Annotated in this window: 11 protein-coding genes and 1 rRNA gene; 9 read left to right on the top strand and 3 right to left on the bottom strand. The window is 35.9% G+C overall.

Annotated elements, in window-relative coordinates; translation table 11 throughout:
- Positions 1-641: 641 nt before the first annotated feature.
- Complete coding sequence (locus tag ACFINL_RS07050) at positions 642-971, bottom strand: TIGR01244 family sulfur transferase (RefSeq protein WP_375610590.1); 330 nt, start codon at positions 969-971, stop codon at positions 642-644.
- A gap of 990 nt (positions 972-1,961) precedes the next feature.
- On the opposite strand from ACFINL_RS07050, the gene parA reads away from it, so the two are divergent.
- The 9 genes from parA to ACFINL_RS07005 all read left to right on the top strand — a co-directional run bounded on the left by parA (position 1,962) and on the right by ACFINL_RS07005 (position 9,663).
- Entirely contained in the window at positions 1,962-2,591 is a 630-nt protein-coding gene (gene parA / locus ACFINL_RS07045) for a ParA family partition ATPase (protein WP_375613562.1), read from the top strand.
- Entirely contained in the window at positions 2,588-2,818 is a 231-nt protein-coding gene (locus ACFINL_RS07040; protein ID WP_375651219.1) for a plasmid partition protein ParG, read from the top strand. The genes parA and ACFINL_RS07040 overlap by 4 nt, the downstream gene beginning before the upstream one ends.
- 1,089 nt (positions 2,819-3,907) lie before the next feature.
- On the top strand, positions 3,908-4,195 hold the full coding sequence (locus ACFINL_RS07035; RefSeq protein WP_375638604.1) for an EexN family lipoprotein: 288 nt from the start codon (positions 3,908-3,910) through the stop codon (positions 4,193-4,195).
- 189 nt (positions 4,196-4,384) lie between these two features.
- Entirely contained in the window at positions 4,385-4,651 is a 267-nt protein-coding gene (locus ACFINL_RS07030) for an EexN family lipoprotein (protein WP_375651217.1), read from the top strand.
- A gap of 3 nt (positions 4,652-4,654) precedes the next feature.
- Positions 4,655-4,867, top strand: a complete 213-nt coding sequence (locus tag ACFINL_RS07025) for an EexN family lipoprotein (protein ID WP_375621543.1) — start codon at positions 4,655-4,657, stop codon at positions 4,865-4,867.
- Between the two features lie 44 nt (positions 4,868-4,911).
- On the top strand, positions 4,912-5,181 hold the full coding sequence (locus ACFINL_RS07020) for an EexN family lipoprotein (RefSeq protein WP_375627922.1): 270 nt from the start codon (positions 4,912-4,914) through the stop codon (positions 5,179-5,181).
- A 3-nt stretch (positions 5,182-5,184) separates the two neighbouring features.
- Entirely contained in the window at positions 5,185-5,403 is a 219-nt protein-coding gene (locus tag ACFINL_RS07015; protein ID WP_375613558.1) for an EexN family lipoprotein, read from the top strand.
- A 3,463-nt stretch (positions 5,404-8,866) separates the two neighbouring features.
- Positions 8,867-9,088 carry a hypothetical protein gene (locus tag ACFINL_RS07010; protein ID WP_375651215.1) on the top strand — a complete coding sequence of 74 codons (222 nt, stop codon included), beginning with the start codon at positions 8,867-8,869 and terminating at the stop codon, positions 9,086-9,088.
- Between the two features lie 170 nt (positions 9,089-9,258).
- Complete coding sequence (locus tag ACFINL_RS07005) at positions 9,259-9,663, top strand: flagellar protein FlgN (protein WP_273790974.1); 405 nt, start codon at positions 9,259-9,261, stop codon at positions 9,661-9,663.
- 408 nt (positions 9,664-10,071) lie between these two features.
- On the opposite strand, the gene rrf is transcribed toward ACFINL_RS07005, so the two are convergent.
- Positions 10,072-10,186 (bottom strand): 5S ribosomal RNA (gene rrf / locus ACFINL_RS07000).
- Between the two features lie 1,352 nt (positions 10,187-11,538).
- Positions 11,539-14,676 (bottom strand): autotransporter outer membrane beta-barrel domain-containing protein, encoded by a 3,138-nt coding sequence (locus ACFINL_RS06995; RefSeq protein WP_375651214.1) that lies wholly within the window; start codon positions 14,674-14,676, stop codon positions 11,539-11,541.
- Positions 14,677-14,732: the final 56 nt, after the last annotated feature.

Here is a 14,732-nt window from a genome sequence, read left to right as displayed (position 1 = left end):
CGACACCATCCGTTATATTGACAAGCCTTTAGTGTTGTACAGTCTTGGCTATTTGAGAGCGTTTATGAGAGTTTGTTCTTAACTCGTTTTATTTCACACGAATATTTCTTGCTTGTGACATGCAAGAAACACGCTTTTGATTGATTCACTATAAATAGACTTGAGAGAATCTTACGGTATTAGGATTTATCACTCAACGTGCAAAATAATTAATTGTTATAAATCAATATGTCGCAGTTAATCATAGATTATGGCTTACGGCTTTTTTATAAAATACTCTGCATGCCGTTTATTCGGAATATGGGGTTTTCTTAGTGGTTTTACTGTCGTTTTAGGTGTCTGTGGCGTACGAATGAGTTCGTATTGGTAAAGGAAGAGAAAAAGAAGGTGGAGCAGTGATAAAAGGTGAGGTGAAAATAATTTTCTTCGATCATCATATGAATTTTCACGCATTTTTATGGCTTCGGGTGTGTATGCTTGTTGTATATTGAGGAGCAAAGCTTGCTTGTAGAGTTTTATGAAGTGGCAAGCCAAAGGAAAGGCGCAAAACAAAGATTATTGACAGATTGTTTTTTACAAATCGATGCGTATTTAAGAATCTTCGTCTTTTAAGGTGCGTAGGAAATGTGCGAACCCTCTGTTTAAAGACGCGCTAAACGATAAAGATGCAGCGAGCGTGATCCGTGATGACAATAGGCAAGAAGAGGCAGAGAGGCTGTTTTTAAAATTGTTTGCATGGCTTCAACAGCTGACTTTTCTATAGTTGGAGGAGAAATGGGAATGTGATAGGCTTTTATGCCATATTCATTTGCGACCGTTTTAATGCTAGAAAAGTCAGGTTGATGGAGCTCTTCGTGATCGGGGCGGTTACAGATAATTGTTTTAAAACCAGCTTGTGCCAATGTTTTGATATTTTCTATGCTAAGTTGGGCGCTGATAAAAATATCAGGTTCAATTTGTTGTAAATTCATTTTTGTTTATTCCCAATTGCATGATCTTCACGATACCCTCTGGTCTGGTATATAGAAAGAACATAATGAAGGTAAGTTTTTCAGTGGCATCTTAACAAAAATATTCTTTTTGTCGAGAAGATCTATTTGGGAAAAATGAGCTGTAAGATGCAAAATATCTCACTCCGCAACATGTTCGTTATGCGATCTTATAAAAGACGGATGTTTGGTCTTTATGGATAATCTATAGTGTTTACTCAGCATAGACATTTCATTGTGTTGTTTGTTTACGCGCTTGCTAGAGGTACCCTTATTTCTCTTAAGCCCATTTTACTCTGTCGAGCGTCAAAGAGTATAAAATTCATGGATCACCACCCTTTTTACGCTTATGAAGAAGGAAGTCGGCACCTATTATATTTGCCAACCCCCAATATTGTAATAGTTCTTGGTACTGGAGATTCTGCATAAGAAGCATTTTAAATCCTTTCTTGTACAGTTTTTACCGCCAGCCCTGATTGTACGTACAAGAGATATGATTTTGATTAATTTAATATAAGAGGCATGAAATGAGAGAATCTTCCTGATTTCAGCTCTCTCATTCAACGCGTAAAACAATGAATTCTCCTTATAGTTTGTTGTATATTCAGAGTGGAGCTTGTTTGTAGAGTTGCATTAAGTGGATTGCATGAAGGGAGAATCCCAAAAGGCCAGTGCAAAATAAGAAGCTGGATCATTTACAGCGCATTGTTTACAGATCGACATGGATTTAAGAATCTTCGTTTTAGGGTGGGGGGGGGAGAAGAGCATGCCTCTTTTAAATTTATTTTGTTATTTTCAAGAATATCATCTTCATAATGTTTTGCTCATGTTAAAGAATATTATAAAAAATTGCGGGCTATTGTTATTTATCCTGAAAATGGGAGAAATGGTTATTTTGCACGTATTGGATGCTTGTTTCTTTTATTACTTTCAGTATAATCGTAAAAACGATAATACTGAAAGGCGTAATGGATGATCATTGGACTTTTGAATCAAAAGGGAGGTGTCGGAAAAACGACGTTGAGTGTTAATCTTGCTGCCAGTTTTGCACGTACTGGTACACGGGTATTGCTTATTGATGTTGACCCACAGGGAAGCGCATTGGATTGGGCTGCTGTACGTGAAGATGCTCCTTTGTTTTCAGTTATTGGTTTACCGCGTGCAACGGTTCACAAAGAGATTACACAGATTGGTCATGGTTATGATCATATTATTATCGATGGTCCTCCGCGTGTGACGGATCTTGCTCGTAGTGCTCTTATGGCTTCGGATTTGGTGCTTATCCCTGTTTTGCCTAGTCCCTATGATATTTGGGCAGCGGATGGAATTGTAAAGCTGATTGATGAAGCACGCGTTTATAAAGAAAATCTCAAATCTGCTTTTGTTATTAATCGTAAAATCGTCAATACAGCGATAGGGCGCGATGTGAACGAAGCTCTTGGCATATACCCTGTGCATGTTCTTTCTTCTAGTGTTGCGCAGCGCGTGATTTTTGCAGAAGCAGCAGCACAGGGGAAGGCCGTTTATGAAGTTGATAAGCAAGGACCCGCAGCGGCAGAGATTGAAGCGGTTGCAGCGGAAATCAAGGAGTTAGCACGATGAGTAAAAAAATTAAAATTGGCACAAAACCAACCAATAAATCAATTCCTTTAATAGCGGATGCATGGATAGGAAGCCACAAAGGGAGCATGAGTGGAGGTATGAAACGCCTCACGATTGATATACCAGAAAGTTTGCATCGGTTGATTAAGGTCAGTTGTGCAAGTCGTGGAACTAAAATAGCTGATGAGGTCCGCGAATTGCTTTCACAAAAATACGGAAAAGTGTAAAAAATGATACGATAATTTCATTGCTTTGAGTGCTTTTTCTAGAGATGATATCGATTGTTTTTATACGAAGTTAATAATAAAAGTGCTCTTCTTTTTTCACGATGGTTGCTTCATTCAAGTTGTTTTTCATAAGGTTCTGTATCATCGCATGAAAGAGCTATGAGTTTGCGAAAAATTCTCCGTTTCAAACTTTTCCCTATAAATGTGATAATCATCATACTACTTGTGATCTTATCCGCTAGATGAGTAGATAAGTTTATTCTTCCATAAAAATTATCTTGATAATGATTTTAAACATCAGGTTATTTTTTTGTTTATTGTACTTAATACATGCGTAAATAATGTAATTAAGAGTAGCGTTGATTATTTTTTTCTGTTATTCAGCAATCCGTTTTATTAAATTATATTCATGTTTATAAAGGGGGGGATAAAAATAAGTAAAATTTACTGATATTGACGCGCTATAATTTTTCCTAATAAACAAAAGAAGTCATTGAGCATATTATAGACAATATTTCTTACATTTATATGATTTTATAGTCTTAAATAGTTAATGCCAGCTGTAATGGTACGCAAGGCAATAGGCTTTTTTCTTCAATTGGAATGTATAAGATTGCTTTTTTAGCATTTCTATTGGCTTTTAAAAAGTGCAGGGGGACTTAAAGCTTTCTTTCTTTTCCGGTGGTTTAGAAATGATAAGAGCGCAATTAGTTGACTAAAAGCTGTATTCTTTCGTTTGCAGGGAATTTGCAATGGGTATAGGCATGACGAATTTGGGGTAAGATATCGTGCTGCTTCTCGTTACCAAGAGGTTCTTGAAGGAAAAGAAATGATTAAAAAGCTTTTTGAGAATGTCAAGATATCAGAATTTTTGCTGAAGTTTTAACACTTCAAATACAAAGAGCTGCCGTGCAGATAATGTTACAAATGCAAGTCTGATAAATGAAAGCGGCTCTCATGATTTAACATGTTTGCGTTGAAAATGTGCGTATTTGCAAAGGAAAATTAGACGCAAGGTCACAATATAGGAGGGGATGTGAATCCAAAGATATTGTTAATAAAATATAAAACAAAGAGAGGGGTTAAATCATGAACAAGATCATTATAACAGTGCTGCTGCTTTGCGTAGGACTTGTCGTTTCTGGTTGTGAAAAAACTTATAGCGTAGCAGAGTTTAAGAAAGATAAAAAATTGATGCAAGAATGGGGAAAGAAATGCGATAAAATGGGCCCCTCTGCTTTTGAAACCAAGAATTGTCAAAATGTCATGCAAGCCGATATGGAACTTTTTCAAGAGCATTATAGAAATCTTGCAAAGGAACTTCGTGAAAGTAGCAAAAAGGGGAATGAAACTGAAAAAAAGCAGGACAACAATTAAATCATAAAAAATATATTGATAGCGGTATTTTTCTTTGTACGCGATTTATCATCATAGGTTCGGAAAAATCGCGTACAGAAGTAGATTTTTAAATTTTTGAAAATGCACAATGAACCGAATGTACAATTTTAATCGGGTGCTAAATTGTGTCCTAAACTTTGTAAATTTGAAAAAAGGGGAATTTTATTGATGAATAAAGCCATTATTACAGCATTGCTGGTTTGTACTGGACTTGTCGTTGCTGGTTGTGAAAAAACTTATAGCGTAGCGGAATTTAAGAAAGATCCCAAATTACTCAATCAGTGGTTAGAGAAATGTTTTATTGCAGGAAGTTTTGATTCAAAAAATTGTAAAAACGCAGAACAAGCTGAATTAGAAACTCGTAAAAAATGGGGAATTTTTGGCTCTGGAAAGGACGACCAAGAAAAAACTGAAGATAAAAAGGAAGGGAATTAAATTATGAATAAAGTCATTATTACAGCATTGCTGCTTTGTACTGGACTTGCTGTTACTGGTTGTGAAAAAACTTATAGTGTAAAAGAATTTAAAACAAATGAAAAATTATACGAGGAATGGGCAAAGAAATGTGAGAACGATGATTCACCGCTCAAATCCTCTCAAAATTGTAAAAACCTTCGACAAGCATATGTAGAACTTTTTTTAAGGCCCTAAATTGTGTCCTAAACTTTGTAAATTTGAAAAAGGGGAATTTATTGATGAATAAAGCCATTATTACAGCATTGCTGGTTTGTGCTGGACTTGTCGTTTCTGGTTGTGAAAAAACTTATAGCGTAGCGGAATTTAAGAAGGATCCCAAATTACTCGAGCAATGGGCAATGAAATGCATGATATCAGAGGATTTAGATTCTCAAAATTGTAAAAACGCAGATAAAGCGTATCGTGAAGTTCATGCCCGAGATTGGCCTGGTTCAAGCTTTGTACATGATGACGAGAAAAAAACTGAAGAGAAAAAGGAAGGAAATTAAATCATGAATAAAGTTATTATTACAGCATTGCTGCTTTGTACTGGACTTGTCGTTGCTGGTTGCGAAAAAAACTACAGCGTAGCGGAATTTAAGAAAGATAAAACATTACTCGAAGAGTGGGCAAAAAAATGTGAAAAGCTGGATCAATCTTCTATGGAGAAATCTAAAAATTGCCAACATGCCAGACAAGCATATATGGAACTTATGTTTGGCATTAATTAAAAACATACAGTTCAATAAATAAGGAATTTTTTAGTTCTTGATTCTATTGCGTTTTTAGGCTCTCTCTAACTTTTAGAGAGTCTTTTTATGGCTTCAAGAATTAGTCGTTTACGATCAGTACTCTTTGTGTAAACGTATGCTATACTGTCATTTGTTCAGCTCAAAAGTGCTTTCAATTGTAGATAGTATTGCCTCCCAATGAGTTGTTACGTGTTACTGCTAATTTTTTAATGTTTTGGTTACATGTATTTAAAATATGAGATTAAATCTATCTTTGGGGTGTTTTTTTGCGTTTATCACAAATAAATGTTTCATCACACTAAGATCGTCTTTAAGTGTTGCGGCTAATTTCGGAAAAATTAGGAGGAAACATTTGTTTGGAAATTACTTTCTCTGTTTTAATAAAGAGAAAAACATTCTGAATAGAATTATTATTGTTTCATACTCAAATGTTTTTCTCGAACTATTTTTAAAAAATTTCTTTTGATTTGAGAATATTATAACATTAGTTAAGTTGTGAGACAGTTTTGCTAGGACGGTTTTGCTGGATGTGTGAGGAATTGAGCGCTCTCCACATCTTTTCATTTTTCTCCTCTCTCTTTTCTGAGTTTACAAGGGTTTTCCTTGTTATTTTTTTATCTTAATTGTGTTGTAATATTATCATGTTGAGCGGTGGAGCGCATATAAAACTTTACGTATGAGGTGTTTTTTGTTCTCGAGTGTGTGATGAATGTTTTTCTGAATAACACTTTGATTTATAAAAATAATTTAATTATTTTATGTTGAATAAGGATCTCGAATAACGTAAGCTTCTCTTATTCCAAATCTGTTCTCGGTTGAATTAATTAAAACCATCTTCTTGCATGGTACAAGCGGGGAGAGCCGTGTGGATAAAAACTGTTGAAGAAAGACGTAAAAATGCCTTTTATGAATTATCTCAAGTGCTAAAGGTTTGTTGGCAACATTTGGGGCTGGAAAAGTGTGTGATGCTGCTGGTTTATTCTTTCATAAGGGTAAAGATGGTGTTCAATAGATTTATCATAAGCTTCATGAAATATTATTCTTTAGAATTGTGATATGCCCTGAAGGGGAAATTTACTCAATAAAGAGACAAATTATTTACAGATCATATCTGATAGAAAATTTCGTTTTTTAAGGTGGGAGTGAAGTTAAGATTCAAGATAGCGTGAAAAGACGGACACTGATGGTTAAAAATGCATACAAAAAGCAGAGTTTATACTCAAATAGTTGCAAGCGATGTTTGAAATTGGGTGTGTGGTTTATCTGTAGAATTAAAATTTTGCTTTGCTCTTATGTGAAATTAAGATGCTCATTTGCACAGATTATAAAAAGCCAAAAGAGTATGCTTAGTATATTTCTATTACGAGAACTAAAATAACAACAAAAGCATTGATGGTGATAATCAAGGTTGAATAAAGCATAGCGGCTTTTACGAGATCAGCCATAAAAACCTCTTTCTGTTCTTTTTGAGGTGATTTTATGAATAACAATATGTTACAATCTGTAATATATGCTGATACAACATATTCGGCAAGCTTAAAATCGTTCCTTTTTTTATAAAAGCTTAAGGAGTTGGAGTATTGTGAATCCTAAAAAAGAAAGCTTTAAAAGGACTATTGATTGATTTTGTAAGTTTTGTGTTGCTGGAAACTTTTTTTATCCTGTTATGCTATAAAGCACTGTCATTTATAACGGTAATATAAGACATATAAGTTTTCTTGGAACGTTTAAGTATTTTTTAGTGTACGATGAATATTCGTAGGTTTATTTGTTGAGTCTTTCGTTTAAGTGAAGCAGATGAGGGGAAAGTCAGGAGAAGATCGTTTGACAAAAATTCGGACTGCGTACAGAGCCGATTGAGTTAAGATCTTAGTCCTTTAAGGTGAGCGGCGGAAGATAAAAATGTTTTCTGATCGTTTATCTCATAGCAAGATTGGTTAATGCTGCTCTAATGGGGCATGTTTTGCACAAAAGTAAAGAACGCTCCAAAAGAAATATACTTATGTTGTATATTAGTATATTTGTATTGCATATTTATGTACTTGTTTTAAAGAAATATCTCTTAACGCACACGAAAGACATTTTACGATGACATTCATAAATGGTATAACGGTAAATGTGAATAGTATAACAGTAAAGCTCTCATGAAATAATATAAACTTTGAATAATATAAAAATCTATAAAATGCTATCATCTTTATACTTATGAAAGAGCAAGTCACAATCATCGTACGCTTGCTTCCAATGTTTATTATAGTTCTTGGCATTTGCTAAGGTTCATAAGAAGTCTTTTTCTTTCAGCGTATTTTATCAACACATCAGGGCGTTGTTTGTGATGTGCAAGCAAGTGATTTTAATTTATTCAACATGGAATAGATTTGAAATGTGATGATTATGAAAGAGAAGAGCTGCATTTAAAAGGTTGAAAACGAGAGAAAGATCGTAAACAAAAATTGTACCTTGATTATAAAATGATTGTTTCTCTGTTTTTATACCAGTAGCGCATGTAAAGTCGCGATATTAAGAGCAAACTGTGTTATGGAATGAAATAATCTGTAAGAAGATGCTGTGAAAATTCTGAAAATATCAATGGGGGGAGCGTTAAGCATTATGCATTGGATAATATTTTGATTTATAGATGATAATCTATCGTTATTCAACTTGAATTAGATCCCTTAATACTGGACATTTTTTCATTCCAAATCTGTTTCGTGGTGAATTAACCAAAACAATGTCTTTTGCAGTTACAAGCAGGGAGCTCCCATGCGCAGAGAAATTGTACAAGAAAGGCCATGCTTTATGAACCGTCTCAAGTGCCAAGGGTATCAGAACATAAGGGGTTAGAAAAATATGTGATGGTGCTGGCTTGCTTCTTTTATTAAGCGTAAAGATGGAAAGTGCTCAATGGATTTTATACATGTCATGGAAGATTTATCATTATACCATTGATGGGCCGCGGTGCGAAATAGGCTTGGGTGCACTTAAGAGATATTTCTTTAAAACAAGCGCGTAAATATGCGATTGAAGACGTATCGAACTGATTGGCTAAGAAACTCTTGAAAAGGTTCAAAAAATCTTATATAGTCGTTCATTGCAAAGAAAAGCGAATGATAATTTAAAAAAGGAAGATTGATGGCTGTTTAGCTATTTGAAGATGTCTTTTTTTATATTGCTGTATGGCTGATCTGTTCGAAAGAACATTCTTTTTGTGTTTTATGCGAAATACTGCATGTGTGCAGAAAGAGCATGGGAGAGGGGGTGTCCTTTTGAATGGGTGCAAACTGATCTTGTCGGGCGCCATCTTATGGGGCGATGGAAGGTATACAAGTTTAAGTGCAGAGAGAGCCATAAGGTTATGGAGGGTAAAGTGCTTCTATCAGTAAAATGCTGAAATTTTTAATGGGCTTATGTCTTTATATGCTGCAAGATAGGCTGCGGTTTTTTGTCGGCAGATATTTTTGTGGCTGAAGTTTTCGTGAAAGCATTGTTATTTTCTGTTGAAGATGAGTTCGTGATAAAATCGGCAAAGATAAAATCGGCAAGGCGAAATAGACAGAGCAAATATGGAAGTTTCGATATTGCTGGAAGGTTTAAGTCTATAGCGTTTTTATGGATTAGTATAGCCGCAATGGTGGTTTTGGAGCAAAGCAAGAAAAATATTTGAGAGAACGCGTTGAAAGTTGAAGTGGTATACGCTTTGAAGGATTGTCGTGCTGTTGTTTGAGCAATGTTTGCACCACGAGCTTGGTTGAGTGTATCAGCATTGAAGAGAACCTGTTTAGTCTCCCTCATTTGAAAGTAAGATTGAACAATAGTGTTGAAGGGGAAGTAAAAATGTCTGTAGTGCAATATGGTGATGATAGTTTTGCGGCAAAAGCAAAAGTTCTTGATAACAACCTTATTGATCGTGATTGGGCGATGACAAAATTTGTTGCTGCTGTTAAAGGATTAGCTCAAGTTGTTGATTATGAAAGCAATATGCTAGAGAGTAGTGGTGTTCCAGATTACGAAGAAATAAATTTGCGTAAAATACGTGGTTTGCGTGATCTTAATAAATCCATGAGTGATGTGAAGCGCTATATGAATCAAGATATTGAGCATGAGGTTGAAAGTTTGTTGTCTGATTTACAAGAAAAATTACAGCGTAATAGTGAATTACTTCAAACACATTTAAATGCAGTTAATGATCTTTCTAGAGCTATACAACTATCTGGACGTGCAAAAGAAATAGAGGAATAAATTCAAATCTGATTAATACGGGCTGTTCTAAGTAATGACAATGATTAGGTAGGGCAGTTGATTTGGATAAATAGTGCGTTTAGTGAGTAGACTTGTTTTAAGTGCATTTGGATATTTAAATTATTATCCTGATGTACTGTAAAACGCTGTTCTTAAAACAATGTCTTTTAAGGTGTCGTGATGTGAACCGCATGCGGTGAGAAGCTGGCTAGAAGAGAATTCAGAGAAGGCGGATTATTTACAGAGAATTGTTTACAGACTAAGTCAGTAGGGAGCTTCATTTTTTAGTTTAGGCAGAGGCGCGATCAAGAGAATATTTAGACCAGCCTGTGATGCCTTAAAAACAGCTTCCTTGGGGCTGTGGTAATGTAAGGTTTATACATTGAGTCTTTTGCTTGCATTTAGCAGATCTGGCGGCGACTTACTCTTCCGTGCTTTAAGGCAAAGTACTATCAGCGCTGGAGTGTTTCACGACCGAGTTCGGGATGGGATCTGGTGCGTTCACTCCGCCATAACCACCAAGTCAGCAAAAAGCATGAATGATGAAGAGTATGTGATGAATATTGCCTATAAGCTTCATGGAATATTGTCCTTTAAAGTGTGATGATATGACGCGGTTCGTTGTTTAAATCTATAGGCTTGAGATAAAAATTAAAGCGGTTTATTATTTCCTTCTGTTGTTTTAGTTTTTGTATGTCAGATTGGAGAGAGCATCCCGATCTGAGTGGACATAGTGCGTATATCTTTGTTGGCGTAATATTTGAAATGGGGAGGCAATCTCATTGGGAAAGAATAAAGAGGTAGAAATCAGCTTCCCTCTGTTCCGCCGTTCTTTAATTTAGCTTTATGTCTTTCAAAAGTATCTAAAGCACTATCTGTTAAATAATGAAGATTCCGCATTGTTTCACGCTTTTTTTATTGTGTTTTTTACTGCGGGCATGTCCTTCATGCACGACAAAATACTCAAAATAGAATGGATTTGTTATTCCTAATTCACGGCCTTGTTTTAAAGAGATATCTAAGCTCTCAAGTCTATTTCGTGATGGTGTTTGTGGGGCGGCGCAACGACATCTTTGATGCAACGGTGCTTGTGAATGGTATAATAAGAAAGTTCCCATGGAAATAATATAAAATCTATAGGGCGCGACCATCTTTATGCTTAATAAAAGAGCAAGTTGATATTGTTATATTTTTCAAACACTGTCATATTCTTTGTTTGATCCCAATGTTGCTACAGCCCCTTGGCACTTGAGATAGTTCATTAGAGGCATTTTTAATCCTTTCTTAATAGTTTTTTATCCCTATGGCTCTTCCCCCTTGTCACTTGTAAGAGATATGTTTTTTGTTGATTCAACATGGAACAGGTCTAAAATGAAAGAATCTGACGATATTCTGGATTCTCATTTAACATGGAAAACAATTAATTGTCTTTATAAATCAATATGTTGTCTTATAATGGAGCTGCTGTAGCATTGAGATTTTAGAGGAAAAACTTGCCTTTAAGAATTTATACCAGATACTAGTCTTTATAGCAGGTATATTAAATGTACATCATCTAAAATAAATAGAGTGTCCACAGCGAAGAAGGGGCTGACTTTTTTTAAAAATATGCATGAATGCTTATTCTGTTGTGCTGTAAAAACATCATCGCTTGAGGTGTGGTGATAATATAAGATATAAAACTTTAAGGGGTATTTTGATGAGAGAATGCTAAAATATTCAGTTTTTTATTCAATATGCAAAAGAAATATTATAGGTCAAAATCTTCTTTGATGTGATAATGATTTTTGAGAATTTTAAAAAATATATAAATTTAAATAAAAAAAGCAGCACTTTGTGCTGCTTTTTTTATTTAAGTTAAAATTAACTTCTGCTTTAGAAACGATAACGTATTCCGCCAGACAAATTGGTGCCAGATACACCGGATTTTTGCAGTTTTTGCCGATAGCTGATATCGGCGTTTAGTACGATCTTTTGAGAAAGATATGCGTTCACCCCCATGCCTCCCTCAACTGAAGAACCGGTAGGATCAACATGAAAGGTATCAGCAATTTTTATTGTTTTACCATCGCCAAAAGTTCTGATAACATTCATTTTACCATAGAAGGAAACAGCCTTGTTTTCTTCAACAGCCATTATCGTTTTTGTTAAACGTCCACCAAAACGGATCAACCATTGATGTGGATTGCCCATATCTACTTTTAAGCCATTGGTATCTGAGAAAATACCAAACATGAGATTTTGATAAATGAATTGAGCTTGTGGTTCAAAGACCAGCCCTTTTGTATTGGTTGCTAATTTCTGACCAATGGTTGCAGATATATTAAGCATCTCGGTACCATCCAATTTTGCGGCATTCCCAACAAGAGCTGTGGTAATATTTCCTTTTAAGGTTCCGTAAGAAAGAAGAGCGTTGACATATATACCATTGCTATGCTGGATGCCGCTATAAGCGGTAAGTGACCATTTATCAAGCGTTGTCTTTTCAGAATCTTGCATCTCTTTTGGCGTAAAGGCAAGCTTTCCGTACGTTCCTAAAAGACCAAAATATGCGCTTATGTCTTTGCTTTCTAAGGCGGCTAATATGCCCCCTAATTGTAAGGCAGTATAGTTTACATCAGCACCATAACCATAGTGCAGTGGATCGCGGTTGGAAGATAGGGTGACCTTCTCGCCGTAGGAAGAGAAAAAGATACCATTCTTTATATTGTCTTTTGCCCCAAATACTGTTGTTCGCATATTGTCTAACAACGTGTTTTGATTGTTTACATCAGTAAATCCAGCAGAAAATAAAGTATTAGATATGGTTAAATAGTTTGCTACCTGTGGTAAAAGGGCTCGAACCTTTTTATCCTTATCAATGTAGGCATTCTGTAAGCGAAAATCCCAGAAATTACTGTTTTTACCAAAAAGATTTTGGCTCTCATGAGATGTTCCAGGTTTATAGCCTGTAAGTACATACTTATAAGGTTGTTTCCCTATTGTCATATAGTTTCCTGCTAACGTGAAGGAATTTTCATTTGCTTGTCCGGAAACTTGAATGATTGAAATCCCATGTGTCCCTAAAGGAAGTGACGCCATGCGTTCTTCCCAAACAGCAGAGCTATCGGTTTGGAGATTGATGTGAACAACAGTACTCCCTGAGACATCACCATTAATCACAATGCGATCAGTTTGTTGTTCCGTGATAGGAGAATGTTTATCCCATTGAGTGTTTACATAAATCTCTGCAAGACCCGCTGTACTATAAACCGCTGCTGTGTGAGTTGTTTCGTCTTCTTGCGAAAGATTAGGTCCTATAAACAGAGTTTGATAATGTCCCTCAATGGGCTTGTCAAACATAATGGCGCTGTTTGTAAGGTGCAATTCAGAAAGATTAGAGTATGATTTTTCATCAACACCAAACTGTCTATAGTCATTTAAAATATTATCATTATTTGTGGCATTTTTATTCGCCTTTACAAGCCATTTCGTCCTCTCTTTTAGATCAAAAACTGTTCTATTATCTTTAGAAGTTCTTACCCGACCTTCTAAAGAAGAGTGGTCTGCAACTAATGTAATGGTGTTTGTGGAGGCACTTTCGTTCTTGATATTTTTTAATAAAATATCGGCATGAACTTCTGAATTTTTAAGGTTGACTTTCCCGTTTACGCCTGTTCCATAAAGGTTGATACCGCTACCATGTTCAACGAAAAGCTTTGTATTCTCTAGGGTTACTTTATCAGCAATATTGGCTACATCTTGTTCTTGAACGGCATTGGTGTTCCTTTCAGCATTGCGTGTATATCGTTTTCTAGGGGCATTATACGGATTGTTGCGGAAAATAATACCGTCTGCTTCATAATTTCCCGTGACATGGACGCTTGAATCCTTAAGTTTGATTGTGCCCTCCATGTTTACCAAACCAGCTGTTTCTGCTGTTACAGTAATGCCTGTAGCATCAATTTCTCCACCATCTGATACACTTAGTGCAACAAAACGCGCATCAACTGTTCCCCCTATCATGTTGACTTTTGAATTATTTCCCTCTGCATGTACAGCAAAACCATTGTCTTGAATTTTTTTGTTATGTAGCGTTATGGTCTTACCGTTTTTAGCTTCAACTCCAGCGCTTATATCCTCAATTTGTGTAGACTTTTCAGGTTGTTTTATTGGTGATATTGGTTTTTCAATCTCTGATTTTTCAGATATTTTTTGTGCAGATGAAGATTGCACTGGCGCTGGCTTTGCAGATTTTGGTGGTACCAGTAATCTTGTTTTTTCAGTTTCTACTCTTAAAGATATTGGCTGTGCGAGTTCTGGTTCATTAGATGTTGGTATTTGCTCTGTTGTTGGTTTTGTAGGTTCCGTTCTTGTAGGTTCAGACTTTGTAAGTGCTGGTTGTAAATTCGGTGAAGGTTGTGTAGGTTCTGGCTGTGAAGACACAGCAGAATTCGATAGTGTTTTTTCGCTGGAAGAGTCTGCAGAAGAGGAGGGCGCCCCTGAACGTCTTCTAGATTTTGCTTCCATTCCTGTTGTTGAAGATTGTATAATAGGAGTGTTTTGTGTTGTAGGGTTAGATTGTACACCTTCTGTAACTTTAGTCTTTGGTGTTTGTGTACTTCCTTGACTAAGATCAGAGTTTTGTTTTGAAGAAGAAATTATATTTCCAGCTGAATTTCCTTCAAGTTGTGTTTTGGGAGGTAGAGTGCTTGTAGAAGTAGGCGTTGTAAGTTTACTTCCTGTAGAAATAGGGCTTGCGCTCGTTCTTGTGGAGCTAGGTGCTGTAGGGGGAAGGAGGCCATTAGGGGTTGAAGATGGATATGATGGCATAATTCGCCCGATTCCATCATATGGATCTTTATACGGATCAAAAACTCCGGATAGATTTATTTGTGACTTGACACGAGCAGGTTGTAGAGAAGAAGAATCTATCGTTGTTGATGGATTTGTACTATGAATAGCATAAGACAAACCGCTGGAAGAATAAAACAGAACTCCGGAAACTGTGTATAGTAAGAAGCTTTTTTTCATATGGATGTATTCCTAAAATATTTCCCCCTCTCTCATAAAAAGTAAAACTTTGACCT

This window comes from Bartonella sp. AA78NXGY (assembly GCF_042197005.1).
In the GTDB taxonomy this organism is placed as follows: domain Bacteria; phylum Pseudomonadota; class Alphaproteobacteria; order Rhizobiales; family Rhizobiaceae; genus Bartonella.
Note: the sequence above shows the minus strand (reverse complement) of the source record. Positions and strands in the feature narration are given on the sequence as shown.